The 24,599-nt window shown below is 67.9% G+C and carries 27 protein-coding genes; 16 read left to right on the forward strand and 11 right to left on the reverse strand.

The features are described from left to right. Positions 1 to 84 precede the first annotated feature (84 nt). From A7G45_RS08505 to A7G45_RS08520, 4 genes are read right to left on the reverse strand one after another with little or no spacing between them, the layout of a single operon-like run. Complete coding sequence (locus A7G45_RS08505) at positions 85 to 1,365, reverse strand: hypothetical protein (protein WP_260935766.1); 1,281 nt, start codon at positions 1,363 to 1,365, stop codon at positions 85 to 87. Next, entirely contained in the window at positions 1,362 to 1,772 is a 411-nt protein-coding gene (locus tag A7G45_RS08510; protein ID WP_260935768.1) for a hypothetical protein, read from the reverse strand. Before A7G45_RS08510 ends, A7G45_RS08505 begins: the two co-directional genes overlap by 4 nt. Continuing rightward, on the reverse strand, positions 1,769 to 1,954 hold the full coding sequence (locus tag A7G45_RS08515) for a hypothetical protein (RefSeq protein WP_260935771.1): 186 nt from the start codon (positions 1,952 to 1,954) through the stop codon (positions 1,769 to 1,771). The genes A7G45_RS08510 and A7G45_RS08515 overlap by 4 nt, the downstream gene beginning before the upstream one ends. Then, positions 1,951 to 3,786: a hypothetical protein gene (locus tag A7G45_RS08520; protein WP_260935773.1), complete on the reverse strand. Its 1,836-nt coding sequence runs from the start codon at positions 3,784 to 3,786 to the stop codon at positions 1,951 to 1,953. The genes A7G45_RS08515 and A7G45_RS08520 overlap by 4 nt, the downstream gene beginning before the upstream one ends. A 138-nt stretch (positions 3,787 to 3,924) precedes the next feature. On the opposite strand from A7G45_RS08520, the gene A7G45_RS08525 reads away from it, so the two are divergent. Genes A7G45_RS08525 through A7G45_RS08535 form a run of 3 tightly spaced genes read left to right on the forward strand, consistent with a single transcriptional unit; the run spans position 3,925 to position 5,660 of the window. Next, the gene (locus tag A7G45_RS08525) at positions 3,925 to 4,578 is read left to right on the forward strand and encodes a TetR/AcrR family transcriptional regulator (RefSeq protein ID WP_260935775.1); all 654 of its coding nucleotides are present in this window, start codon (positions 3,925 to 3,927) and stop codon (positions 4,576 to 4,578) included. A gap of 56 nt (positions 4,579 to 4,634) precedes the next feature. Then, positions 4,635 to 5,084: a hypothetical protein gene (locus A7G45_RS08530; protein ID WP_260935778.1), complete on the forward strand. Its 450-nt coding sequence runs from the start codon at positions 4,635 to 4,637 to the stop codon at positions 5,082 to 5,084. A 3-nt stretch (positions 5,085 to 5,087) separates the two neighbouring features. Beyond that, the gene (locus A7G45_RS08535) at positions 5,088 to 5,660 is read left to right on the forward strand and encodes a TetR/AcrR family transcriptional regulator (protein WP_260935782.1); all 573 of its coding nucleotides are present in this window, start codon (positions 5,088 to 5,090) and stop codon (positions 5,658 to 5,660) included. Here A7G45_RS08535 and leuA read toward each other — a convergent pair. After that, the gene (leuA, locus tag A7G45_RS08540) at positions 5,657 to 7,471 is read right to left on the reverse strand and encodes a 2-isopropylmalate synthase (RefSeq protein ID WP_260935784.1); all 1,815 of its coding nucleotides are present in this window, start codon (positions 7,469 to 7,471) and stop codon (positions 5,657 to 5,659) included. The two genes, A7G45_RS08535 and leuA, sit on opposite strands and share 4 nt — an antisense overlap. A 249-nt stretch (positions 7,472 to 7,720) precedes the next feature. Between leuA and A7G45_RS08545 the strand changes: the two genes are divergently transcribed. The 4 genes from A7G45_RS08545 to A7G45_RS08560 all read left to right on the forward strand — a co-directional run bounded on the left by A7G45_RS08545 (position 7,721) and on the right by A7G45_RS08560 (position 11,789). After that, entirely contained in the window at positions 7,721 to 8,221 is a 501-nt protein-coding gene (locus A7G45_RS08545; protein WP_260935787.1) for a hypothetical protein, read from the forward strand. 141 nt (positions 8,222 to 8,362) lie between these two features. Then, positions 8,363 to 9,628: an aspartate kinase gene (locus A7G45_RS08550; RefSeq protein WP_260935790.1), complete on the forward strand. Its 1,266-nt coding sequence runs from the start codon at positions 8,363 to 8,365 to the stop codon at positions 9,626 to 9,628. A 2-nt stretch (positions 9,629 to 9,630) separates the two neighbouring features. Next, positions 9,631 to 10,668: an aspartate-semialdehyde dehydrogenase gene (locus A7G45_RS08555; RefSeq protein WP_260935793.1), complete on the forward strand. Its 1,038-nt coding sequence runs from the start codon at positions 9,631 to 9,633 to the stop codon at positions 10,666 to 10,668. A gap of 29 nt (positions 10,669 to 10,697) precedes the next feature. Then, positions 10,698 to 11,789: a DUF4185 domain-containing protein gene (locus tag A7G45_RS08560; protein ID WP_377042071.1), complete on the forward strand. Its 1,092-nt coding sequence runs from the start codon at positions 10,698 to 10,700 to the stop codon at positions 11,787 to 11,789. A gap of 7 nt (positions 11,790 to 11,796) precedes the next feature. Here A7G45_RS08560 and A7G45_RS08565 read toward each other — a convergent pair whose 3' ends face one another. Together A7G45_RS08565 and A7G45_RS08570 are read right to left on the reverse strand one after the other, a co-directional pair. Then, positions 11,797 to 12,072: a barstar family protein gene (locus A7G45_RS08565; RefSeq protein WP_260935794.1), complete on the reverse strand. Its 276-nt coding sequence runs from the start codon at positions 12,070 to 12,072 to the stop codon at positions 11,797 to 11,799. Continuing rightward, entirely contained in the window at positions 12,069 to 12,455 is a 387-nt protein-coding gene (locus A7G45_RS08570) for a guanyl-specific ribonuclease (RefSeq protein ID WP_377042072.1), read from the reverse strand. The genes A7G45_RS08565 and A7G45_RS08570 overlap by 4 nt, the downstream gene beginning before the upstream one ends. 251 nt (positions 12,456 to 12,706) lie before the next feature. Here A7G45_RS08570 and A7G45_RS08575 point away from each other — a divergent pair, with 251 nt between their 5' ends. The 7 genes from A7G45_RS08575 to egtE all read left to right on the forward strand — a co-directional run bounded on the left by A7G45_RS08575 (position 12,707) and on the right by egtE (position 19,434). After that, positions 12,707 to 13,150, forward strand: a complete 444-nt coding sequence (locus tag A7G45_RS08575) for a hypothetical protein (RefSeq protein ID WP_260935800.1) — start codon at positions 12,707 to 12,709, stop codon at positions 13,148 to 13,150. A 93-nt stretch (positions 13,151 to 13,243) separates the two neighbouring features. Then, positions 13,244 to 13,888, forward strand: a complete 645-nt coding sequence (locus A7G45_RS08580; RefSeq protein WP_260935803.1) for a sensor domain-containing protein — start codon at positions 13,244 to 13,246, stop codon at positions 13,886 to 13,888. Positions 13,889 to 14,027: 139 nt separating this feature from the next. Continuing rightward, the gene (gene egtA / locus A7G45_RS08585) at positions 14,028 to 15,314 is read left to right on the forward strand and encodes an ergothioneine biosynthesis glutamate--cysteine ligase EgtA (protein ID WP_260935806.1); all 1,287 of its coding nucleotides are present in this window, start codon (positions 14,028 to 14,030) and stop codon (positions 15,312 to 15,314) included. Next, positions 15,311 to 16,609 (forward strand): ergothioneine biosynthesis protein EgtB, encoded by a 1,299-nt coding sequence (egtB, locus tag A7G45_RS08590; protein ID WP_260935808.1) that lies wholly within the window; start codon positions 15,311 to 15,313, stop codon positions 16,607 to 16,609. The genes egtA and egtB overlap by 4 nt, the downstream gene beginning before the upstream one ends. Continuing rightward, positions 16,609 to 17,292 (forward strand): ergothioneine biosynthesis protein EgtC, encoded by a 684-nt coding sequence (egtC, locus tag A7G45_RS08595; protein ID WP_260935813.1) that lies wholly within the window; start codon positions 16,609 to 16,611, stop codon positions 17,290 to 17,292. Before egtB ends, egtC begins: the two co-directional genes overlap by 1 nt. Before the next feature lie 16 nt (positions 17,293 to 17,308). Continuing rightward, on the forward strand, positions 17,309 to 18,304 hold the full coding sequence (gene egtD, locus A7G45_RS08600; RefSeq protein WP_260935817.1) for an L-histidine N(alpha)-methyltransferase: 996 nt from the start codon (positions 17,309 to 17,311) through the stop codon (positions 18,302 to 18,304). After that, positions 18,301 to 19,434, forward strand: coding sequence for an ergothioneine biosynthesis PLP-dependent enzyme EgtE (gene egtE / locus A7G45_RS08605; RefSeq protein WP_260935819.1), 1,134 nt, complete (start codon positions 18,301 to 18,303; stop codon positions 19,432 to 19,434). The genes egtD and egtE overlap by 4 nt, the downstream gene beginning before the upstream one ends. Before the next feature lie 3 nt (positions 19,435 to 19,437). On the opposite strand, the gene A7G45_RS08610 is transcribed toward egtE, so the two are convergent. Genes A7G45_RS08610 through A7G45_RS08625 form a run of 4 tightly spaced genes read right to left on the reverse strand, consistent with a single transcriptional unit; the run spans position 19,438 to position 22,570 of the window. Continuing rightward, positions 19,438 to 20,133 carry a class I SAM-dependent methyltransferase gene (locus A7G45_RS08610; protein ID WP_260935822.1) on the reverse strand — a complete coding sequence of 232 codons (696 nt, stop codon included), beginning with the start codon at positions 20,131 to 20,133 and terminating at the stop codon, positions 19,438 to 19,440. Between the two features lie 20 nt (positions 20,134 to 20,153). Next, positions 20,154 to 20,891, reverse strand: a complete 738-nt coding sequence (locus A7G45_RS08615) for a class I SAM-dependent methyltransferase (protein WP_260935825.1) — start codon at positions 20,889 to 20,891, stop codon at positions 20,154 to 20,156. Then, positions 20,888 to 21,757 carry an oxidoreductase gene (locus A7G45_RS08620; protein ID WP_260935828.1) on the reverse strand — a complete coding sequence of 290 codons (870 nt, stop codon included), beginning with the start codon at positions 21,755 to 21,757 and terminating at the stop codon, positions 20,888 to 20,890. Before A7G45_RS08620 ends, A7G45_RS08615 begins: the two co-directional genes overlap by 4 nt. 15 nt (positions 21,758 to 21,772) lie before the next feature. Continuing rightward, positions 21,773 to 22,570: a PadR family transcriptional regulator gene (locus tag A7G45_RS08625; RefSeq protein ID WP_043985010.1), complete on the reverse strand. Its 798-nt coding sequence runs from the start codon at positions 22,568 to 22,570 to the stop codon at positions 21,773 to 21,775. 175 nt (positions 22,571 to 22,745) lie between these two features. On the opposite strand from A7G45_RS08625, the gene A7G45_RS08630 reads away from it, so the two are divergent. Together A7G45_RS08630 and A7G45_RS08635 are read left to right on the forward strand one after the other, a co-directional pair. Further along, entirely contained in the window at positions 22,746 to 23,123 is a 378-nt protein-coding gene (locus A7G45_RS08630; protein WP_260935831.1) for a hypothetical protein, read from the forward strand. Between the two features lie 23 nt (positions 23,124 to 23,146). Further along, positions 23,147 to 24,292, forward strand: a complete 1,146-nt coding sequence (locus A7G45_RS08635) for a cation:proton antiporter (protein ID WP_260935834.1) — start codon at positions 23,147 to 23,149, stop codon at positions 24,290 to 24,292. Positions 24,293 to 24,599: the final 307 nt, after the last annotated feature.

A 24,599-nucleotide genomic window follows, 5' to 3' on the forward strand; every position in this document is an offset into this window, starting at 1 on the left:
GGTTTCACGCCGAATGGCCACCTGTGACACGGAAGTCTCGGGGGTTCGTGCGATAGCTGGCCACTCGGCGGAGCGGGCGGTGAGCTATCCGCCGAAGAGCAGGTACAGCCCGGTGAACGTGTAGCCGACCATCACCAGCATCATCGCCAGCTGCCCGGTGAGCTGATGCCGCTTGGGCAGGATGCGCAGCGCACAGTCGTGGGCGGCGACGACGCCGGCGATGTGCCCGGCCACCACGAACAGCACCTTGGTCGTGGCCAGCACCGAAGGGTGCAGGGACAGTACGTAATAGACATGCGCGTCGTGCAGGCCGAGCAGCAGGTAGACGGTCTGCTGGCCCTTCTCCACGAGGTAGGTCAGGTAGTGCGCGAACACGTAGCCGATGACGATCGGGATGAGGGAGTGCGCCAGCAATCCGGGCAGTTGCCGGCGCCGCACCCGGTCCACCCCGCCGGTGGCACGGGCGGCGAGGCTGAACGTCAGTGCGACCATCGTGACAAACACCGCCAGCCCAACGGTTTTGAGTGCCGTGGCCTGCCAAGCGCCGTTGGTGTGCGCATCGACGAACCCCCGCCACGCCGGCGTCGCCGAGAAACTGTCGAAGGCCGTCGAGCCCAGCAGCACCGCGAGCACCGTTACCGTGCCGGGCCGGATGGGCAGCGTGGGCAGGTGGTTGAACGGATTGCCGATGGCGATCTGGCCATCGGCGTTGCGCCGCACCGGTGCGCACCGCGACGCCACGACGCTGTACACCTCGAACGGGTCGGCGTGCGAGCACCAGCGGGTGCCGCACGTCATGGCCCCGGCCAGTGTCACCGCAAGGTAGGCCAGCAACCAGATACGCACGGCGCCAACAGAACCCGGGTCGGGGCTGGCCAGCTCGAGCCAGACGAACGCGAACAGCCCGGCGGCCGCAGGCCAGTAGCCGAGGCGTGCGGGATACGCATCCCGGCTCAGTCGCAGCAGCCGGGCGATGGTCCGCACCGGCGACAGCACCCGCCACACCGGGCCGAAAAGCACTGACAGCGCAACGATTCCGACCCACAGCAGCACATAGAACACGCCTGGTAGCGGGTTGCCTGATCCGGGCGGTCCGACGATCGACGCCACGAAGACCCACCCCGCGAACGCCAGCGCCAGCAGGCCGACCGTCCACCGGGTGACGGGCGCGTCCACGGCCGTCGTCACCCAGCGCGGCAATGCCCGCCCCGGTGTCTCGGGATTGAACCGTGGCTTGCGCCAGGCCAGCGCCACCACCGCGAAGGTGAAGGTCAACGCCCACGCCGCGCCGATCAGGGCATAGGTGAGCGGGATCGGAAGATCACTGGATCCGCCCAGCCCGTGCGCCAGGACGGCCGAGGTCACTGCACCGTGATGGTGGCGACGGTCTTGTCCAGGTGGTGCAGTTCGACGTCAACCTTGCCCGGCACGTCCACCGTGAACTGGAACTGCTGATCCTTCTCCGCCTTGATGGTGAAGGTGTGCTCGGGATTCGAATGCACGTGCAGCTGGTCGGCGGCGTCACTGTTGACGCGGACGATGATCGGCTGGCCCAGCTTGGCCTCCACCTGCTGGTTGAGCGGTGTCGCGGTGCCGCCGGCGATGGTCACGTCGATGTAGACGCGCGCGGGCGGGGCCTGCGGATTGCTCAGTTGCGTTGTGGCCGTTGCCGAGGCGCTCGACGAGCCGCTGGGCGCCGTCTCCTTGTTGCTGCAGCCGGCGAGCGCCAGGGCCACGACGCCTGCCACGGCGAGGGTCTTCACAAAGGTCACGCGGAACCGTCCTCATCGGTCGAAACTGCTGTCTCCGAATCGGATTCGGCACCGTCGGAGCCGGCGCTTTCTTCTGCTCGTCGGTCCTTCATGGCCACCCAGGCCACGACCCCGGCGACGACGAACGCAGGGGCAAACGCCGGCAGTGCCAACAATAGCGAGTGATCGGCCAGATAGGTCACGGCTGTCCGACGGGTTCCTTCGTCTCGGCGGCGCTGAATTGCTCACGCGAATTGATCCGTCCCGCACCCCAACTCAGCAACGCGATCAGGATCAGCGAGCACACCAGCACGATCAGGGAGGCTGCGGAGTACAGCCACGACGGCACATCCAGGTTGCGCTCGCGCTGCAGGACCTGGATCTCCTCCATGAAGTTACGGGTCGTCGAGAGCGCCGGCGTCTCCTCGGCGCCGATGCCGGGGTCGGCGGGCAGGAAGATCGGGACGGCGGCCATGGTGCGTCCATCTTGCACGCGCAGCACCGTCTTCCAGGTCCCCCATACCGGGATCGGCCGCGTGGACCGGTAGTGGCCGGGGCCGACCTGCTGCAGGTGATCGACCACCAGACCGCGGTCATGGGCGAGCTTGCCCTGCCACGCCATCAGGCTGACCCACTCGGGGTCGTCGCTGACCAGGTTGGTGGGCGTGATCTGGATGTCGGCGTTCACCAGGCGTTGACCGGCGGGGCTCGGTGCCTCGGTGAGGGTGATCTGCGCCCGGGCGTGCTCCGGGACGGTGATGTTCAGGCCGTTGGCGACGGCGCCACCGACGACCAGAACCGTCGCGACCACGACGGCGATACCGATCGGACGCGCAGGCAGGCGCTGGCCGGACAAGACGATGGCCAGCAGCGCGCCGCACATGCCCATACAGATGGCGACTGGTGTGGACATCGCCAGCGCCTCGCCCCACATGCTGGTGGGCCACGGGGTGCGGAACACCGCGTCGACCCAGAACGATTCCAGCCACATGCCGACGGTGCCCACGCCCAGACCGGCCACGGCGCCGAACAGGATGGGGCGGTTGACCAGTGGGGTGAGCCCGATCAGCTCGACGACGATCGCGGAGCCGAGGTAGAGCGCACACCAGCTGTACGGGGAACCCAGAATGGGGCCGACGGCCAGCGCGACGAGCCCGCGGATGAACAGCGCAAAGGCGATGGCGCCGAAAGTGGAGTACCGGCCCAGTGTGAGCCGAGTGGCCACCAGTGACATGGCTGCTGCGCCGGCGATCAGCATGGGGTGCAGCACCAGCCGGAACTGTTCGACGCCGAAGTCGTATTCGACCGGGAACACCGACAGGCCGATCACCAGGCCGCCGAAGGCGAAGTACGGCAGCACCTTGTTGCGGGCGGGTGGTGCGTCGGCGCCCATCGCGATGTCGCCCTCGCGCTCCAGCAACAGCATGGCGACCAGGGACAGGCCCGCGCCGCCGATGAGCATCAAATGCGTTGGGCCCCAGAGGGTGACGTCCTGGCCGAAGATGCGGTGCCAGATGTCGTCGAGCGGGAAACCGATCAGCGCGTACAGACCGCAGCCGGCCATGAGGATGCCGCCGACGGGCGCGTACCAGGTTTTGGTGATCTTGATGGCGGCCGGGCCGGGCTTGTCGTACGGCAGGATGATCGACAGCGATCCGGCGATGAACAGCAGGAACAGACCGACCAGGATGAAGTAGTGCGCCGGGTTGGCCAGCGGCCCGGCGTCGCGGCCCTTGCCGATGTGCAGGCTGACGTCCCAGATGAAGCCGAACATCGCGCAGATGATCGTCGAGATGAACAGCAGTGAGGGCAGGGCCACCCAGCTGGGCCGGTTCATCTTTCGGCCGGCCGCTTCGGCCAGGTCCTGCAGCCAGGTGATGCGGCGTTGCCGATGCAGATACCCGATCCACAACAGACCGGCGGTGATGATGCCGGTCGCGATGGACATCCCGAGAACCTGGTCGAGGGCCGCGCCTCCACCTTCGGTTCCGGCCGCGGCCACTACGGTGACCTGCTCGGCGAGCTGTGCTGCCATGTTCCACCCCGCTGTGTAGATGAAGCCTGAACCTTACTCGTCGGTAATGTTGCCAGAAGACGGTGTTTGAAACGGGAGTACGTCTTCCTTCCTCGGATTTTGACATCATGAGCCAGTCGGGGGGAGGGGTTGCACCAGATGGCTGACAACGGATCGGGCAGCGCGCCGGAGCGTAAGTACTCCGGCAGGTCCGCGGAGCAGCGGCGGGCCGATCGGCGACGGCTGCTGCTGGACGCGGCCGAAGCGCTGTGGCGCGAGGGCGGACTGTCGGCCCTGAGCGTCCGGGCCGTCGCGGCGCGCGCCAAATTGACCGACCGCTACTTCTATGAGCAGTTCGCGGGGTTGGCCGCGCTCATCGGCGCGGTGATCGACGACGTGTTGGAGGGACCTTTCGCCGCGATGCTGGCCGGCGGGAGCGCGCCCGCGTCGGCGACCGTGCAGACCCGGCTGACGCTCGGCCTGGCGGGATTCATCGAGCACGCCGAGAGCGACCCACTGGCGGTCCGAATCTTCCTGACCGATGCCCGGCACATCGAATCGGTGGCCGCGCACATCCGGATCGCGCAACACCGCGTGGCCGCCGCAATCCTGGCTTTGCTGCTGCCCGACCGCGACGCCGACCAGGAGAGCTTCGACGCGGCGCTGTTCTGCGTCGGCGGGGTGGCCACCCTGATCAATGAGCGGCTCCTCGACGAGACGAAAACCGTTACCGCACACGACTTTGCGGAACAGGCGGTCAGCTGGTGCGCCCGGGTACTCCGGGTGGCCGAGGCGCCGGGCGCACCGGCCTGACGGCCGGCGGCAACTCACTCTTGTAACCACTACGTTCGTAGTGATAACGTCGGCGTATGACAACCACTACCGATGTAGTACATCGATCATTTCGGCAGGTCTGCCATCACCGCGGCTACTTCTTCCGCGAAGCGGCGATGCTGACCATCGCCATGGGCGTCTGCCTGCACCTGTACCGCGTCATCTGCGGTGACGAGGCCACGCTGCAGTACGCCATGACACCGCTCACCGACGCGATCCTGCTCGTGCCGATGACCTTTGCCGCGGTCACCGGCATCCTGACCCGACGGCGCATGGTGTTCGTGAACCGGCCGCACATGATCGCGGTGACGGCCGCCATCGCCTACATCAGCCTGAGCGTCCCGCTGCACCTATACGTGCTGCTGGTCATGAAGGACGTCTCGTTCTACGTCGGGATGGCCGGGCCGTGGTTCAGCTATCTGCTGCTGTGCGCCGTCTACCCGATGTTTTTGGCGATGCTGTGGCGGGTGCGGTACAAGAACTAACCAATGGCTCCCAACCCTGAACGGCGCGCCCGGCTTCTCGATGCCGCCATCGAGGTGCTGGGCGACGCCGGCGTCGGCGGACTGACCCACCGTGCCGTCGACGACAGATCCGGTGAGCCATCCGGCACCACGTCCAACTACTTCCGCACGCGCAGCGCGCTTCTCGAAGCGACGGCGCAGCGCATCGTCGACCTGCAATGGCAGTACGTCGGCACGCTGCAGGCGGGCCTCGGCCGACTCACCCGCGACACCCTGGCCACGATGATGACGACCATGGTCACCGAGCTCGGCGGCGCCAACGGACGTCGGCAGTTGGCGCGCTACGAACTGTTCAACGAAGGCGTGCGACGCCCCGAACTCAGGCCGTTGATCGCCGAAATGCAATCGGGCGCACTGCGATTCGCGCGGATCATCCTCGAAGCGGCAGGCCTGGAGCCCTCCGACGAACAGGTCGGTGAACTCGCCCGGCTACTCAACGGTCTGGCCTACAGCAACCTGACCTTCACCGCGGACCAGCCGGGTCGTGAAGACCCGGCCGGTCTGATAGAGCGGATGTTGACGACGGTCTTCGGTTAGCCGCGTGCGGCCCGGTTCACGGCCGAGACGACGGCCCGCAGCGACGCCGTGGTGATCGACGGCGCGATGCCGACGCCCCACACCGTCTTGCCGCCGATCGATGCCTCGACATAGGCCGCGGCCTGCGCTTCCTCGCCGGCCGACATGGCGTGCTCCGAGTAGTCCAGCACGTTGACGTGGAAGCCGACGGCGCCCAGCGCATCGGTGAAGGCCGCCAGCGGTCCGTTACCGGCGCCGACGATCTCGCGCTCTTCCCCGTCGATCTTGACGATGGCGGTGATGGTGTCGGTGCCGCCGTCCTCTTCGGCCGCGTCGACCTTCTGCCGCATGCGCTCCAGCGGCGTGATGGGCGCCAGGTACTCCTCGTTGAAGACGTCCCACATGACCTTCGGGGAGACCTCGCCGCCCTCGCCGTCGGTGATCTTCTGGATGGCCTGGCTGAACTCCATCTGCAGCCGGCGCGGCAGCACCAGCCCGTGATCGGCCTTCATGATGTAGGCGACGCCGCCCTTGCCGGACTGCGAGTTCACCCGGATGACGGCTTCGTACGTGCGGCCGACGTCCTTCGGGTCGATGGGCAGGTAGGGCACCTGCCACAGGATGTCGTCGATGTCCTGATCGGCCTCGTCGGCGTCGATCTTCATCTGGTCCAGGCCCTTGTTGATGGCGTCCTGGTGGCTGCCCGAGAACGCCGTGTAGACCAGGTCACCGCCGTACGGGTGCCGCTCGGCCACCGGCAGCTGGTTGCAGTACTCGACCGTGCGACGAATCTCGTCGATGTTGGAGAAATCGATCTGCGGGTCGACGCCGCGGCTGAACAGGTTCAGGCCCAGCGTCACCAGGCAGACGTTGCCGGTGCGCTCGCCATTGCCGAACAGGCAGCCCTCGATGCGGTCGGCACCGGCCAGGTAGCCCAGCTCAGCGGCCGCGACGCCCTCGCCGCGGTCGTTGTGCGGGTGCAGGCTCAGGATGATCGAGTCGCGCGGCGCCAGGTGCCGGTTCATCCACTCGATCGAGTCGGCGTAGACGTTGGGCGTGGCCATCTCGACGGTCGCCGGCAGGTTGACGATCAGCGGCCAGTCGGGAGTGGGCTGCACGATCTCGGCGACCGCGTTGCAGACCTCGACGGCGTACTCCAGCTCGGTGCCGGTGTACGACTCGGGCGAGTACTCGAACCGCCACAGCGTGCCCGGGTACTTCTTGGCCTCCGCGACGCACAGCTTCGCGCCGTCGGTGGCGATCTTCTTGACGGCCTCGCGATCCGCGCGGAACACCACACGGCGCTGCAGGATCGACGTCGAGTTGTAGAAGTGCACGATGACGCGGGGGGCGCCGGCGCACGCCTCGAAGGTGCGCTCGATCAGCTCGGGCCGGCACTGCGTCAGCACCTGGATGGTGACGTCCTCGGGGATCGCGCCCTGCTCGACGATCTCGCGGACGAAGTCGAAGTCGGTCTGGCTGGCCGATGGGAAGCCGACCTCGATCTCCTTGTAGCCCATGCGGACCAGCAGGTCGAACATCCGGCGCTTGCGCTCCGGGCTCATCGGGTCGATCAGGGCCTGGTTGCCGTCGCGCAGGTCGACCGCGCACCAACCGGGTGCGACGGTGGCGACCTTGTCGGGCCAGGTGCGGTCGGGCAGCTTGATGTTCTCGACCTCGTCGGCGAACGAGCGGTACCGGCTGACGGGCATCGACGAGTTGCGCTGGGTGTTCCAGGACGGCTGGCCTTCGCGGCGCGGGCCGGACGGGGTGCTGATGGCGCGTACCGACGAGAAGGAGTCGGCAGATGAATCGGGGGAGTAAGTGGTCACGGTTTTTTGCTCCGGTCTGTCTGGATGGGACCTGGAAGGTCAGGACCGGCGCATCTCAAACCCCCGCGACGGGAGGCCGGTCGGATCAGACCCCGTCGCGGCGTCCGAGGAGGAGCACCCGCGCGATAAACATCACTGGCGAGTTTACTCCCGTCCAGTAGTTCGCCAAAACCCGGTCGCGCTGTCCGGGATCAAGCTCCTGGCCAGGCGTAATGGGCACGGTGGTGGCTGTGCCGATACAGTTCGACCGTGTTGACGAGATGGTTGTTGAGCCTGGACCGCAGCTGGAAGATCGGCATCGCGGTCGCGCTCGCCGTCGTCATCGGCCTGGTGGTGTGGCAGACCGAGTTCCGTGGGCCGACTCCGGAGTGCAAACCGGTGCGCGACATGCTCGATTACAACAAGGCCCAGGCCGTGCAGATCGAGTCGAAGATCGACAAGAACTCGGGCGGGGTCCCGACCATCGCCGAAGAGACGGCCTACCGGGCCTGGGCCGACGGCATGGCTGAGCGGGCGCAGAAGGTGACCGGCGACAAGGTCGCGGCCAACGCGGTGCAGTTGGCGACGCTGGCGTCGCAGTTCGCCTCGGCGCTGGACTCCTACCGGATCGCCGCGCAGGGCCGGGCGCCCGGCGCTCCCGCGCCGACCGAGGCCTACCAGCTGTCGGCGATCAACGTGCAGATCACCGATCAGATGAAGGCGCTGAGCGACGCCTGCCCGGCGCAGCGGAAGCTGACCGACCTCTTCTGACGCGGGCGAGAGTGACGAACGTCTCGCGCGTTGCAGGTCCGGCAGACGACCGGGCAACAAAATTGGCTTCGGCCCTCCCTTATCCTTGGAGCAGCATTGATGCGAATGCTTGCTGCCAATTCAGAGAAGGAAACGCGAACAGTGGCGCTCGTCGTCCAGAAGTACGGCGGATCCTCGGTGTCGAACGCCGAGCGGATCCGTCGAGTCGCCGAGCGGATCGTCGAAACCAAGAAGGCCGGCAATGACGTTGTCGTCGTGGTCTCGGCCATGGGCGACACCACCGATGATCTGCTGGATCTGGCCCGCCAGGTCTCCCCGGCGCCACCCGCTCGGGAGATGGACATGCTGCTCACCGCGGGTGAGCGCATCTCGAACGCGCTGGTCGCCATGGCCATCGAGTCCCTCGGCGCGCAGGCCCGGTCGTTCACCGGTTCGCAGGCCGGCGTGATCACCACCGGTACGCACGGCAACGCGAAGATCATCGACGTCACCCCGGGCCGCCTGCGCGACGCCCTCGACGACGGCCAGATCGTGCTGGTCGCCGGCTTCCAGGGTGTCAGCCAGGACAGCAAGGACGTCACCACGCTGGGCCGCGGTGGCTCGGACACCACCGCCGTGGCGCTGGCCGCCGCGCTGAACGCCGACGTCTGCGAGATTTACACCGACGTCGACGGCATCTTCACCGCCGACCCGCGCATCGTGCCGAATGCCCGTCGCCTGGACACCGTCTCCTTCGAGGAGATGCTGGAGATGGCGGCCTGCGGTGCCAAAGTGTTGATGCTGCGTTGCGTGGAGTACGCCCGCCGCTACAACGTTCCGATTCATGTCCGGTCGTCGTACTCCGACAAGACCGGCACCATTGTCAAAGGATCGATCGAGGACATCCCCATGGAAGACGCAATCCTCACCGGAGTCGCCCACGACCGCAGCGAGGCGAAGGTCACCGTTGTCGGCGTCCCCGACGTTCCGGGATATGCCGCCAAGGTGTTCCGTGCGGTCGCTGATGCCGACGTGAACATCGACATGGTCCTGCAGAACATCTCGAAGGTGGAGGACGGCAAGACCGACATCACCTTCACCTGTTCGCGCGAGAACGGCCCGGGCGCCGTCGAGAAGCTGACCTCGCTCAAGGACGAGATCGGTTTCTCGCAGGTGCTCTACGACGATCACATCGGCAAGGTGTCGCTGGTCGGCGCCGGCATGCGCAGCCACCCCGGCGTCACCGCCAAGTTCTGCGAGACGCTGGCCGAGGTCGGCGTCAACATCGACCTCATCTCCACCTCCGAGATTCGAATCTCGGTGCTGGTCAAGGACACTGAGCTGGACAAGGCCGTCGCGGCGCTGCACGAGGCCTTCGGCTTCGCCGGCGAAGAAGAGGCCGTCGTGTACGGCGGGACAGGGCGTTAGTCATGGTGAACATCGGTGTGGTGGGCGCGACCGGCCAGGTCGGCCAGGTCATGCGCAGACTCCTCGAGGAGCGCGACTTTCCGGCGAGTTCCGTGCGGTTCTTCGCCTCGGCGCGGTCCGAGGGCAAGAAGCTGACGTTCCGCGGCCAGGAGATCGAGGTCGAGAACAGCGAGACCGCCGACCCGTCGGGTCTGGACATCGCCCTGTTCTCCGCAGGCGCGACCATGTCGCGGGTGCAGGCGCCGCGGTTCGCCGCCGCCGGAGCCATCGTCGTCGACAACTCGTCGGCATGGCGCAAGGATCCCGATGTGCCGCTGGTGGTTTCGGAGGTCAACTTCGACCGCGACGTTCGCGGCAAGCAGCTCGCCAAGGGCATCATCGCCAACCCGAACTGCACCACCATGGCCGCCATGCCGGTGCTCAAGCCGCTGCACGACGAGGCCGGCCTGACCCGACTCATCGTGTCGAGCTACCAGGCCGTGTCCGGTTCAGGGCTGGCCGGGGTCGACGAACTGGCCTCGCAGGCGCGCGCCGTGATCTCCGGTGCCGAGCAGTTGGTGCACGACGGATCCGCGCTGGCGTTCCCGGCACCCGTGAAATACGTTGCGCCCATTGCCTTCAACGTCATCCCGCTGGCCGGTTCGCTCGTCGATGACGGCTCGGGCGAGACCGACGAGGATCAGAAGCTGCGCAACGAGAGCCGCAAGATCCTCGGCATCCCGGAGCTTCTGGTCAGCGGCACCTGCGTACGCGTGCCGGTGTTCACCGGGCACTCGCTGTCGATCAATGCCGAATTCGCCCGGCCGATTTCGGTGGAGCGGGCCCGCGAGCTGCTGGCCGACGCGGCCGGTGTTTCGCTGGTCGACGTGCCGACGCCGCTGGCTGCCGCCGGTGCCGACGACTCGCTGGTGGGCCGTATCCGCCAGGACCCGGGCGTGCCCGACGGTCGTGGCCTCGCGCTGTTCGTCTCGGGTGACAACCTGCGAAAGGGCGCGGCGCTCAACACCGTTCAGATCGCCGAACTGCTCGCTGCACGCTGATCTTGCGCGCGCTCGCGGCCATTGCGTCGATCTCGACGTTGCTGGCGGCGTTCGGGGTCGCTGCGGCGCAGGCTGATCCGCCTGCGCCGGTGCCGACTCCGGTGCTCAAACCGCTGACGGTCGGCGAGGTGACGCGCATCGGTCCGGTGGCCGGAACCGGTACACCGACAGCCGATTACGGCATCGGGGCGACCGATCTGTGCGAGTTCATGGAGTTCCCCAGCGGCATCCTGCAGATCTGCGGCGACAGCTTCGCGGGACAGGGCGTCGGATTCGGCGGCTGGTTTGCGCCCGTCGCGCTGCACGTCGAGACCGACTCCATCAACTCACCCGACGGACTTCGGTACCGCGGCGTCATGGGCGTCGACAAACCGCTGCTGGCCGACCCCAAAGTTCCTGGTACATCTCAACTTCCGGCCGGGGTGGTCAGCATCAACCGGGAGAACTACCTGTTGATCACCACCACGCGCGACCTGAAGCCGGCGAGTTCACGGCTGGTCAAGGCCGACCCGGCGCGGGGGTCCTGGCCGACGGTGCCGGGGTCCGTGCGGCCGGCCGGCTACGCCGGGGGAGCGCAGAGCCAGATCACGGGCTACTACGACCCGGTGCCCACTGCCGACTCGCCGCGCGGCTGGGTGTACATCGTCGCCAACAACTTTGACCGCAGCAGCGCGCCCTTCCTGTACCGGGCCACGCCGCAGTCGTTCACCGACCGGTCCAGCTGGCAGGGCTGGTCCGCCGCCGCCGGCTGGGGCAAGCCCCCAACCCCGTTGTGGGGCAATCTGATCGGTGAGATGAGCATGAAGCAGGTCGACGGCAAGACGGTGCTGTCCTACTTCAACAGCAGCACCGGCAACATGGAGGTCCGGGTCGCGAATGCGCCGACCGAGCTCGGCGCCGCACCGGTCACGACCGTCGTCGTCGCCGGCGGCTGGCCGGAGCAGGCCGACGAACTTCCTGTGCCGCAAGACAATCAGCTGGCCCAGCCGTACGGCGGCTACATCTCGCCGGGCTCGACGCTCGACGAACTGCGCATCCTGGTCAGCCAGTGGAACACCAAGCCGCGCGACACCGCGCCGTACCGCGTCATCCAGTTCGCGGTGAATCCGGTGAAGCCGTAGGCAGGCGTCAGCGCAGCACCAAGTCGATTCCGGCGCTGTCGAACACGTCGAGCAGCCCGGTCCACGTGCGGGAATCCAAGGCCTTCTTGGCTTTTGAGCTGTCGGTCAGCACGAAACGGAACGGCTCGTCGTCCGGGGTGCCGAAGCCGCCGCCGAGACAGTCGGCCAGCGCGTCGAGATTGCTGCCGAAATAGCCATCGGTGCCGTTGACCGCGTGGCCCAGCTCGGTGAAAAGGTCTGCGCGGGAATGGATCCGCGCACCCCGCACGGTGAAGGTCTTCACGCTCCTCCGATCTGGCAGAACGTCTCGTAGTGATCGCCGGTGTAGTAGAACTCCGGTGGGTTGGCCGGCGGTTCACCGCCGGTGATGACGCGCCGGGCACCGCGAGTCTTCGCACCTGGAGTCGGCACGGTGTACTCGTGGTAGTAACCGCGCTGCTGGTTGGGCAGCCGACGTTCGAAATTGCCGAACACGATGCCGTCGCGCGAGTACGGGAACGGCCCTCCACGGTGGATCAGGTCGACGGTGCTCCCGGCCTCGGCCGGCAGCGACGACAGCTGGCAGACGGGCAGCCCGGACTTGCTCCGGGTCGTCGTCGAAGGCCCTGCGGGCGGCGCGTGCGAGGCCGCCGTCGGCGACGCCGTCGGAGCCGGCCCGGTGAGCACCGTCGACTGTCTGGTGCACGCCGGGGTGAGGGTCAGCAGCAACGCGGTGCCGCAGGCGAGGGCCGCGGCGCGCACGGTGGTTCTGGACATCGCACCTTTTCTGCCGCGTTCTGATATCGGAGCTTCGGCCGGCCCCCAAAGCCCGGCCGACGCTCCGGTACACAGCCCACGCTACCGCGCCTCGAGCCTCATAGCTGATTCTTACGCGCAACCCAGCCACTGCAGTGGTTGACGGACGGATCATCGATGACATGAGTGACGAAACCCCTAAAGAAACGCCAGAGACGCCGGATACCCCGACGGACTCGTTCCCGCCTGTAGCAACGGCCACCGCAGTGGCCGCGCCGCCCGCCGAGCACAAGCCGAGCAAGCTCAACAAGGTGCTGGCTTGGGTCGGCATCGTCGCCGGCATCGTGTTCATCGTCGCGACGATCTTCTTCTCCGGCTTCATCCTCGGCGCGCACTCCGGCGGTGGCCACCACGGCTGGCACAAGCACCACCGCGGCCATGACATGTCGGAATTCCGCGAGGGGCACGACGGGCCGCGCGGTGGTGGCATGTGGCATCCGATGTTCCCCGGTGGCCCCGGCTGGCAGGGACCCAGCGGAGGCTGGCAGGGCCCCGGCGGACAGGGCCCCGGCGGCCCCGGCGGACAGGGCCCCGGCCAGTCCGGCCCGGCCCAGCCCGGTCGCTGACCTCAGCCTGCATCAAGCGACAGGCCGTGCCCGATCAGGGTGCGGCCTGTCGTGCGTTCGGGCGCGCTGCCGGTGACTGGCATCATCGAAACCATGACTGCGCGCCCGATCTGGTTCACAGCCTGCGTCACCGCTGCACTCGCCCTGGCGCCGGCCGCGGCGGCCAGACCGTCGGACCCCGGCGTGGTGTCGTACGCGGTCCTCGGCAAGGGCTCGGTCGGCAATGTGGTCGGCGCCCCGATGGGCTGGGAGTCCACCTTCACCGCGCCGTACCAGGGCTTCTTCGTCGACCTCCCGGTGTGCAACAACTGGGGCGACATCGGGCTGCCCGAGGTGTACGGCGACCCCGACCTGGCGTCGTTCAACGGAGCCGTGGCGCAGACGACGGCCACCGACGACAGGCACTCGGCCAAGCAGGCGGTGGGCGTCTTCGCCACGTCCGAGGCCGCCGCACGCGCGTTCCACCGGGTCGTCGACCGGACCGTCGGATGCTCGGGGCAGACCACCGCGATGCACCTCGAGGACGGCCGGACCGAGGTCTGGAGCTTCGCGGGCGCACCGGCCGGCCCGACCGACGCCGCCTGGGTCAAGCAGGAGGCAGACACCGATCGGCGCTGTTTCGTGCAGACCCGGCTGCGGGAGAACGTTCTGCTGCAGGCGAAAGTCTGCCAATCCGGCAACGCCGGTCCTGCGGTCAACGTACTGGCCGGGGCCATGCAGAACGCCCTTGGGCAATGACGGTGGCCGAGGCGAGTCAGGCCGCGCAGAGATATTGCGCAGATTTTTGTCGGTACCTCATGGCATCGTCGGACGAACACTAGGGAACACCAACCAACGGATGCGGGGGTCGACCCGGATCTCGGAAGGGGATGTTCAGATGGGCACCGCTACCGCCGTGCGTCGACCGCACGCCGAATACCCCGAGTTGTCCAGCGCGTACGGCGCCGCCTTGCTGGCCGGCGGCGGGTGCTTGCGGGACGGGCCGGTGGGCCGCGTCGGCCTCGAAATCGAGGCGCACTGCTTCGAACTGTCCGACGTGACGCGGCGGCCGGGGTGGGATGAACTGAGCGAAGCCGTGGCAGCCGTTCCGCAGTTGCCCGGCGGCAGCGTGATCACCATGGAACCCGGCGGCGCCATCGAACTGTCGGGGCCGCCGCTGGACGGCGCCGGGGCCGCGATCGCGGCCATGCAGGCCGATCAGACCGTGCTGCGGGAATCGTTGCGGCGCCGCGGACTGGGCTTGCTGCCGCTCGGCGTGGACCCGCTCCGTCCGCAAGCCCGGGTGAACCCCGGCGGTCGCTATCGGGCCATGGAGGCGTTCTTCGCGGCCGGCGGGACGGGTGCGGCCGGGGCGGCGATGATGACCTCGACCGCCTCGCTGCAGATCAATATCGACGCGGGCCCGCGTGACGGTTGGGCTGACCGCGTCCGGCTGGCCCACGCCCTGGGCCCGACCACGATCGCCGTGTCGGCGAGTTCGCCCATGCTGGGCGGCGAGTTCACCGGATGGCAGAGCACGCGCCAGCGGATCTGGGGACAGCTGGACACCGCACGCTGCGGGCCGATCCTCGGCGCCAGCGGTGACGATCCCGCCAGCGACTGGGCGCGCTATGCGCTCAAAGCGCCGGTGATGCTCGTGCACACGCCCGAGGCGGAACCGGTCACCGAATGGGTGCCGTTCGCGGACTGGGCGGACGGGCGCACGCTGCTGGGCGGGCGCCGGCCGACCGAGGCCGACCTGGACTACCACCTGACGACGCTGTTCCCGCCGGTTCGGCCGCGGCGCTGGCTGGAGATCCGCTACCTCGACGCCCTGTCCGACGACCTGTGGCCGGCAGTGGTGTTCACCCTGGTGTCCTTGCTCGACGATGCCAGGCTGTCGCAGATCGCTTGGGAGGCAACCGAATCGGTGGCCACCGCGTGGGATCAGGCGGCGCGGGTGGGGTTGGCTGATCCGCGGCTGCGGGCCGCGGCGGTGCGGTGCGTGCAAGCGGCTGCCGAGGTTGCGCCGGCTGACGTGGCGGGCTCGATGGACCGGCTGCTGCGGCAGGTGACGCAGGGGCGTAGTGCGGCCGACGATTTCGCGGACCGGGTCGTCGCGCACGGAATCGATTCGGCGATCACCGGGTTGGCACTTGATGACCGGCTGAAAGGTGGGGTGTGAGTACGCGCGAGCTGTTGGCCCGAGGGCTGACCCGAGCCCGGGACCGGACTCTGGCCCTCGTCGAGTTCGACGATGCCGAACTGCTGCGCCAGTACGACCCGCTGATGAGCCCGCTGGTGTGGGATCTCGCGCACATCGGCCAGCAGGAGGAACTGTGGCTACTGCGCGGCGGCGACTCGAATCGCCCCGGGCTGCTGCCGCCGGACGTCGACAGCCTGTACGACGCGTTCGTGCATTCTCGCGCCAGCAGGGTGTCCCTGCCGCTGCTACCGCCGACCGATGCGCGCGCCTTCTGTCGCACCATCCGGTCCAAAGCCCTTGACGCCCTTGACCAGCTGCCCGACGAGGCCGGCGCCGAATTTCCATTCGCCCTGGTCATCAGCCACGAGAATCAGCACGACGAGACCATGCTGCAGGCCCTGAATCTGCGCAGCGGCCCACCGCTGTTGGGGCCGGGCGCCGTCTTGCCGCAGGGGCGCGCAGGGGTAGCGGGCACGTCGGTGCTGGTGCCCGGCGGACCGTTCATGCTCGGTGTCGACGCATCCGACGAGCCCTTCGCGCTCGACAACGAGGGACCCGCGCACGTCGTCGATGTGCCGTCGTTCCGGATCGGCCGGGTGCCGGTCACCAACGCCGAATGGCGCGAGTTCGTCGCCGACGGTGGCTATCGACAGGCGCGCTGGTGGTCCGTCGCCGGCTGGGAGCATCGGCAGCAGGCGGGCCTGGTCGCGCCACAGTTCTGGAGTGCCGACGGCACCACGCGAGTCCGGTTCGGGCATGTCGAGGAACTGCCCGCCGGCGAACCCGTGCAGCATGTCAGCTTCTACGAAGCCGAGGCCTACGCCGCCTGGGCCGGTGCGCGGCTGCCCACCGAGGTCGAATGGGAGAAGGCCTGCGTCTGGGATCCCGCGGCGGGCGCGCGGCGCCGATATCCCTGGGGTGCAAGCGAACCCGATTCGCTCCGGGCCAATCTCGACGGCGCCGCGCTGCGCCCGGCGCCGGTGGGGGCATACCCGGACAGCGCGTCGGCCTACGGTGTCGAGCAGATGTTGGGCGACGTATGGGAGTGGACCACCTCTGCGCTGCGGCCCTGGCCGGGATTCACCCCGATGATCTACGACCGGTACTCGCAGCCGTTCTTCGAAGGCACCGGCAGCGGTGACTACCGGGTCCTGCGCGGGGGTTCCTGGGCGGTGGCGGGCGACATCCTGCGGCCCAGCTTCCGCAACTGGGACCACCCGATCCGGCGGCAGATTTTCTCCGGCGTGCGGCTGGCCTGGTCGGTGGACAGCTGATGTGTCGTCACCTGGGCTGGCTCGGCGACCCCGTCTCGGTGTCGTCACTGATCCTGGAACCTGCGAACGGCCTGCTGGTGCAGTCCTATTCGCCTCGGCGGCAGAAGCACGGGCTGCTCAACGCCGATGGCTGGGGCGTCGGGTTCTTCGATGGCGCGACACCGCGCCGCTGGCGCAGTGCCGCGCCCCTGTGGGGCGATGCGTCACTGGCATCGGTGGCGCCGGCGTTGCGCAGCGGGTGTGTGGTGGCCGCGGTCCGCTCGGCCACGGTCGGGATGCCCATCGAGCCGTCGGCGTCGGCGCCGTTCACCGACGGCGAGTGGCTGCTGTCGCACAACGGCGTCGTCGACCGGGCGGTGCTGCCGGTGTCACGGTCCGCCGAATCGACGGTGGACAGCGCGATCCTGGCCGCCCACATCTTCGCCGAGGGACTGGACAACCTGGCGGACACCGTGCGCAAGGTCGGGGAGTCCGACCCGTCGGCGCGGCTGAACATCCTGGTGGCCAACGGTTTTCGGATGCTGGCCACCGTGTGGGGCGACACGCTGTCGGTGTTGCGCCGACCCGATGGCGTGGTGCTGGCCAGCGAGCCCTATGACGACCACCCGGACTGGCAGGACATCCCGGACCGTCACCTCGTCGAGGTGACGGCCGCCGGTGTCGAGGTGACGGCACTGGCATGAACTGGAGAGGACCACAATGACACCGAGCAAGACGGCACCGCTGCTGACCAACCATCTCGCCGCCGACTGGGCACCTCGTGCACTGCGGCGCGATGTCCGTGACGGCCTGTCGCAGTCGCCGAAATCCTTGCCGCCCAAGTGGTTCTACGATGCCGTCGGCAGTGACCTCTTCGATCAGATCACCCGGCTGCCCGAGTACTACCCGACGCGCACCGAGGCGCACATCCTGCATGAGGCGGCCGGTGCGATCGTGTCGGCATCCGGTGCGGACACGCTGGTCGAGCTGGGCAGTGGGACCTCGGAAAAGACGCGCATCCTGCTCGATGCCTTCCGGGACGCCGCCGCGCTGCGCCGATTCGTGGCGTTCGACGTCGACGAGAACGTGCTCAGCGCGGCACTCACCCAGCTGTCCGACGAGTATGACGGTGTCGAGATCAGCGGGGTGCGAGGCGATTTCGAGCAGCACCTGGGCGAGCTGCCCGTCGTGGGCCGCCGGCTGATCGTGTTCCTCGGGTCGACGATCGGTAACTTGACGGCCGGTCCGCGGGCGGAGTTCCTCGCGAGCCTCGCCGAGGCGATGCGACCGGGCGACACACTGCTGCTCGGCACCGACCTGGTGAAGGACACCACCCGATTGGTCGCGGCCTACGACGACAGCGCCGGGGTCACCGCGCAGTTCAACCGCAATGTCCTGGCAGTGGTGAACCGGGAGCTGGACGCTGATTTCGATCTCGACGGCTTCGAACATGTGGCACGATGGAACACCGAGTACGAGCGTATCGAGATGTGGCTGAGGTCCGTTGCCGCGCAACGGATTCAGATACGCGAGTTGGGTCTCTCGGTGGAGTTCGAGGCGGGTGAGGAGATGTTGACCGAGGTGTCGTGCAAGTTCCGCCCCGAGGGCGTCGCGGCCGAGTTGGCGGCCGCCGGGCTGCAACAGACCGACTGGTGGACCGACCCTGCCGGGGACTTCGGGCTGTCACTGGCGGTCAAGCCGGACCTGCGGACGTGAGCGGGGCCGATCCCACCGTCGCGCGCCTGTGGCGTGCCGCCCGGCCCAAACCGCTTGGCCTGCATTTCGACAACGCCGCCTGCTCGCGGCAGAGCTTCGCCGTCATCGACGCCGCCGCCCAGCACGCCAGACTGGAAGCGCAGGTCGGCGGTTATGTCGCAGCCGAATCCGCGGAACCCGTCCTGCAAGCCGGGCGGGCTGCGGTGGCCGCGCTGACCGGGATGTCCGCCGGTGACGTCGTGTTCACCACCGGGTCGTCCAATGCACTCAATCTGCTGCTCAGCAGTTGGGATGGCGAGAAGACCATTGCCTGCCTGCCGGGCGAGTACGGCCCCAACCTGGTGGTGATGGAAGCCAACGGGTTCACCGTCCGCGAGCTACCGGTCGACGAACAAGGGCGGCTCGACGTCGAGGTGGCAGTCGCGCTCTTGCAGAGCGATCCGCCGGCCCTGGCCCATCTGACGGCGCTCGGCAGTCACCGCGGCGTGGCACAGCCGTTGTCCGAGTTCGTGCTGGCGTGTCACGCGATCGGCGTGCCGGTGGCTGTGGACGCGGCACAGGCGCTGGGCCATCTGGACTGCGTGGTGTCACCCGACGTCATCTACGCATCGTCGCGTAAGTGGCTGGCCGGGCCGCGCGGGGTCGGTGTGCTGGTGATCAGTTCGTCTGTGTCGCACCGGCTTCGGCCGCGCATCCCGCTGCCGGAATGGGGGACGCCGTTGCCGGTGCTGAAGCGGCTGGACCTCGGCGAAGCCAATGTGGCTGCCCGCGTGGCCTTTTCAACGGCGCTCGAGGAACATCTGGTGGCCGGGCCGGAACTGGTGCGGGCGCGGTTGGCCGAGGTGGGTCGGCTCACGCGGACCGCGCTGGCGGCCCTGCCGGGTTGGCGGGTGGTCGAGAATGTCGATGAGCCCACGGCCATCACCACGTTGGAGCCGACGCGCGGCGCCGACCCGAATGCCGTGCGCGCCAAACTGATTGCCGACCACGGCATCGTCACGACTGTGGCAGGGATCGATCGGGCCCCGCACGAGATGAAGATTCCGGTGCTGCGGGTATCGCCGCACGTCGACGTCACCGGCGAAGAACTGGAGTCCTTCGCCGGTGCGCTGACTGCCGCGTCGACCTGACGCTCAGGCCTTGTGTGCCGTGAGCAGGAACGCCGGCATCTTCATGCGGCCCTTCTCGTCGAGGGCGTGCGGCGGCATCTGCAGCGGCGGCTGTCCGGGGACCGACGGGGGTGCCACCATGCCCGCGTGGATGAACGCCGGGCGAATCTCGTCGATCGCCCAGTACTTGCCGACGGCCGCACGCAGCTCGTCCTCGGTGACCTCGTTCGGCTTCATCTCGGCTTCGGCCGGGAACGCGCCCTTGGCGAAGACCAGGATGAAGTACTTGGCGCCCGGCGCGGCGGCACGGAACACGGACTGCTGATAACCGTCGCGGCCCTCCACCGGGATGGAGTGGAACAACGTCGAATCCATGATGGTGTCGAACCGGCCGTCGAACCCGGTGAACGACGTGATGTCGTCCTGGACGAACGTGGCGTTGGTCAGATTCCGTTCGGCGGCAGCTTTTTTCGCTGCAGCCACTGCCGTGGGCGTGAGTTCGATGCCGACCACGGTGTAACCGTCCGCAGCCAGCGCGAGTGACAGTTCGGCGTAGCCGCAGCCGGCGTCGAGTACCTCGCCGGTGACCTGGCCGGCGGCGATCAGCGCCGCCAGTTCGGGCTGCGGTTCGCCGATGTTCCACGGCGGCGGCCCATCGAATCCGGCTTCTTCGCGATATGCGCTGTCCCAGTCCATCACTTCGTTGGAGGAGTCCGTCATGGGTTCCAACGTACGCGGACCTACCGGCGGGTGGCGATGGCGATCTGTGGCGCGCACAGGCCGCCGCGCAACTCGATGTCGACGCCGGCTCGATCGGCCAGCGCCCGCAGCGCGGCCGGGCTGTAGGCCCGCAGCGAGCTGATGACGCCGTCATGCACGAACGGCACGAACGGGGCCAGCGGGAGCATGGCGGCCAGCCGCATCACGTGCAGTGGAGCCGGCGGCCGGGGCAGGTCGATGATGAGCAACTTGTCCGCCACCCGGGTGCCCTCGGCGAGCACCCGGACAGCGGCGGACGGGGGCAGATGATGGAACGACAACGCGAAAACGGCCAGGGCGTAAGCACTGTCGGCCGCGTCGATGGCCGTCGCATCCACGGCGCGCACCGTCACCCGCGGATCGGAACCCAGGTCCCCTGCGGTGATGGCGGCAACCGAATCCGGCTCCAGATCAGTGACCGTCAGGGTTGCTGTGGGGTGCATCTCCAGCACCTTCTTCGACAGCCCGCCGTGGCCGGCTCCGAGCTCGAGGATGCGCGGGTCCGGGATGTCGGCGACCTCTTCCATCGCGATGTGGGCGAAGCGCTCATGGAGGCCGAACCAGTTGCCGGTGAGCTCCAGAGCGCGGACCACGCTGCGCTTGACGGCGGGGTCGACGTCGTCGCGGTCGAGATACTCGGGCAGGTCGGTCTGCAACGCCCGATCGAGGCATGACGCGCGCGGACCGCCGCGCGGCATGCGATCGATGTCGGCGTTCATCCGAGCGAGGCTGTCAGCGAGGCGGGTACCTCGATGTCGGCCACCGCGAGGTTCTCCTCCAGGTGCGCGACAGAGGACGTGCCGGGGATCAGCAACATGTTGGGTGCCGCAGCCAGCGTCCAGGCCAACGCGACCTGTGCGGGAGTGCGGCCGAGTTCGCCTGCGGCCTGGCGTATTTCGGGGTGGCCGAGCACGGGATTCTCCGGATTGAACGCCGATCCCAGCGGAAAGAACGGGACGAACGCGATGCCGCGCGCGGCGCAGGCGTCCAGCACCGGCTGCGAGGAGCGGTCGAGCAGGTTGTAGGCGTTCTGCACGCACGCGATGTCGGTGCGCTGCAGCGCGAGCTCCAGGTGTTCGAGCGAGGCACTGCTCAGGCCGATGCCGTCGATCAGCCCCTCGTCGCGGGCGGCGATCATGGTGGTGAGCTGGCGGTCGAACAGTTCTCGGTCGACCTCGCCCGGTGCACTGGCATCGCCGTCGGGGCTCATCACCCGCAGATTCACCGCTGCCAGCCGGTCTGTGCCGAGGGTCGCCAGGTTCTGCTCGATGGCAGCCCGCAGTTCGTCGGGCTGTTGTGCCGGTAACCAGTTGCCGGTCTGGTCGCGGCGGGCGCCGACCTTGCTGACCAGAGCGAGGCCCTGCGGATAAGGGTGCAGGGCCTCGCGGATCAGCTGGTTGGCCACATCGGGGCCATAGAACTGCGCGGTGTCGATGTGATTGACGCCGAGCTCCACCGCGCGTCGCAGCACGGCGATCGCCCGGTCACGGTCGCGTGGTGGACCGAAGACGCCGGGCCCGGGCAGCTGCATGGCCCCGAATCCGACCCGGTGGACCTGGTACTGACCGAGCGCGTACGTCGTCATGTAGCCAGGCTAACGCTAGTCGGACTCGCCGAGAATCTGATAGATCTCGCGGCGGGCGTTGTTGACGATGTCCAGGATGCGTTGCTGCTGTTCGGCATTCGCGGAATGCACCGACTGAGCGACCGCGCCGAACAACTGGCCGAGCGCGTTGCGCAGGTTCATGGCGGCGGGATCGGCACCCTCGGTGATCTCTTCCCAGGGGGCGGTCTCGATCGCGTCGGCGGCCGTGCGGCCGTCGTCGGTCAGCTCGAAAGTCTTTTTGCTGCCATGACTTTCGGCGGGCTTGATCAGACCCTCGTCCTCCAGGAGCTGAAGGGTGGGGTAGATCGAGCCCGGGCTGGGCTTCCACAGGCCGTCGCTGCGTGCGGCGATTTCCTGGGTCATCTCGTAGCCGTGCATCGGCCGCTCGGTGAGCAGCTTGAGGATGGCGGCGCGAACGTCGCCACGCCGGCTGCGGCCACTGGGACGTCCTCGGCCGCCATGACGTCGTCCGCGGGGACCGCCCGGTCCGAAGGGACCCGCGCCGAAGCCGGGGCCGAAGCCGGGACCAAAACCGAATCCGGGGCCGCCGAAGCCCGGGCCGAAGCCAAAGCCGGGGCCGCCCTCGCCGCGGTGTTCCCGCACGTGGTCACGGAACTGTTCGCGCATGTCCCTGCGGGTTGCGCGGCGCTCGTCGTGCCGGGCGCGCCGGTCAGCGGGGCCGACGAACGGTGAACGATCGCCGGGCGCGAAACCGAAGCCGCCGCCGTGCGATGGGTGATTGAAAGGGCCGCCGTCGAACGGGCGGCCAGGTGGAGTGAATGGGGTGTCCATAGATGTGTTCTGCTTTCGGGAGGGAGGCACCTAGCGCGCCTCCGATGCATTAACGATATATCGGAAACTATCGGAAGGCAACAGATTGGGCTGTGATGTACGTCGATGCCTGCCCGTCCGCTGAGAGTTCACCGCGCTCAGCCCGCACCGGCGCGGCCGCGATTAGGGTGTGGCGATGGCGGTGAAGTGGCTGGACGATCCCGAGGATCATGACTACGACGCGGCGGCCGACTACCTGACCATGCTGGCCTCCAAGGACGAGGTGGCCAAGGTGGTCGCAGCGCTCAAGACCGCGAAGACGACGACGCGAAAAGCGAAAGACATCCTGCGCGCGGCACAACTGCCGTTGCTGCCGGAGGCGAACGCCCATGTGCGGGCCGACCTGGGCAAGATCAGCGACGGCAAGAAGCTCTCGCCGATTCTGTTGGTACGCGGCGATGTTCACAGCGGGGCGCCATTGCAGATCGGCGACGGCTACCACCGGGTGTGCGCCAGCTATCTGACCGACGAGAACACCGGCATTCCGTGCCGGCTCGTGTCGTGGCAGTCCTGACCACGGCGTTGACCGGCTGACCGATGGGCGATTTCGGATTCCATGCCCTGGCGCTGCTGGCCGTCATTGGACTGGTGGGGCCGCTGCTGGCGGCGGTGCCGAAGCTGCGGATGCCGGTGATCGTCGGCGAACTCGTGGCCGGAATCGTCGTGGGGCGGACCGGGTTCGGCATCGTCGACGCGGACAACCCGACGTTCGTGCTGCTGGCAGACATCGGGTTTGCGCTGGTGATGTTCATCGTCGGCACGCATGTGCCGGTGCGCGACCAGTCATTGCGCGGGGACCTGCCCAAAGCGCTGCTGCGGGCGATCGTGGTGGGTGCCTTCGCGGCGGTGTTCGGTGTCGTCATCGCGCATCTCTTCGGCACTGGGCACGCCCCGCTGTATGCGGTACTCATGGCCTCGTCGTCGGCCGCGCTGGCGCTGCCCGTCATCCAGTCGCTGGGTCTGACGGGGCCTCCGGTGCTGTCCGTTACCGCCCAGATCGCGATCGCCGACGCCGCGTCGATTGTGTTGTTGCCGTTGGCCATCAACCCGGCCGGTGCTGCGCGTGCGGCCGTGGGGGCGCTGGCGATCGCCGCGTGCGCGGTCCTGCTCTACTTCTTTCTGCAGTACGAAGCCAAGCGCGGATGGCTCAAGCGAATGCACAAGTACTCGCACAGCCGGCACCTGGCGCTGGAACTGAGGATCAGCCTGATCGTGCTGTTCGGCCTGGCGGCGCTGGCGAAGTCGACGCACGTCTCGATCATGCTCGCGGGTTTTGCGCTGGGACTGTGCCTTTCGGCGGTCGGCGAGCCCCGCCGGCTGGCGCGCCAACTGTTCGGCATCACCGAGGGGTTCTTCGCGCCGTTGTTCTTCGTCTGGCTCGGCGCGTCATTGCAGGTGCGGGAACTCGGGGAGCATCCGGATCTGATCGGGCTCGGTGTGGCGCTGGGCGTGGGGGCGGTGCTTGCGCATCTCAGTGGCCGGCTGTTCGGGCAACCGCTGTCGCTCGGGGTCCTGGCGGCAGCGCAATTGGGTGTTCCGGTGGCGGCTGCCACGTTGGGTACCCAGCAGCACCTGCTGAGTCCGGGGGAGCCGTCGGCGCTGATTCTGGGCGCATTGTTGACCGTCGTGGCGACGTCCGTTGCCGGCAGCATCGCCAAGCGTCGGCAAACTGCCGCTGCCTGAATTTCGCCACGCCGTAGGGCTCGACGCACCGTCTCAGTATGTGGACTCGGGGCCGGCGTCGAGCGTTCCCGGAATATTGCCCGCGGCTATGAATGACGCTTGCGAAAATTATGCGTAGCGAAATTTGCTGAAGTCGCAATTTATCGACGGCTCGCATTTGCGGTCCGTCACTCAATTGTGGGTGTGACGTGGGTCTCGTCCTGCTGTGAAGTGGCGACGACGTGGTCCATTCGAATTTGGGCGGTCTGACTGGCGAAATTTGCTGATTCTGTAGCACGTCTAACTTGCCTGTCAGAACAGCAATCTA

This window comes from Mycolicibacterium llatzerense (genome assembly GCF_025331195.1).
Taxonomy (GTDB): Bacteria; Actinomycetota; Actinomycetes; order Mycobacteriales; family Mycobacteriaceae; genus Mycobacterium; species Mycobacterium llatzerense.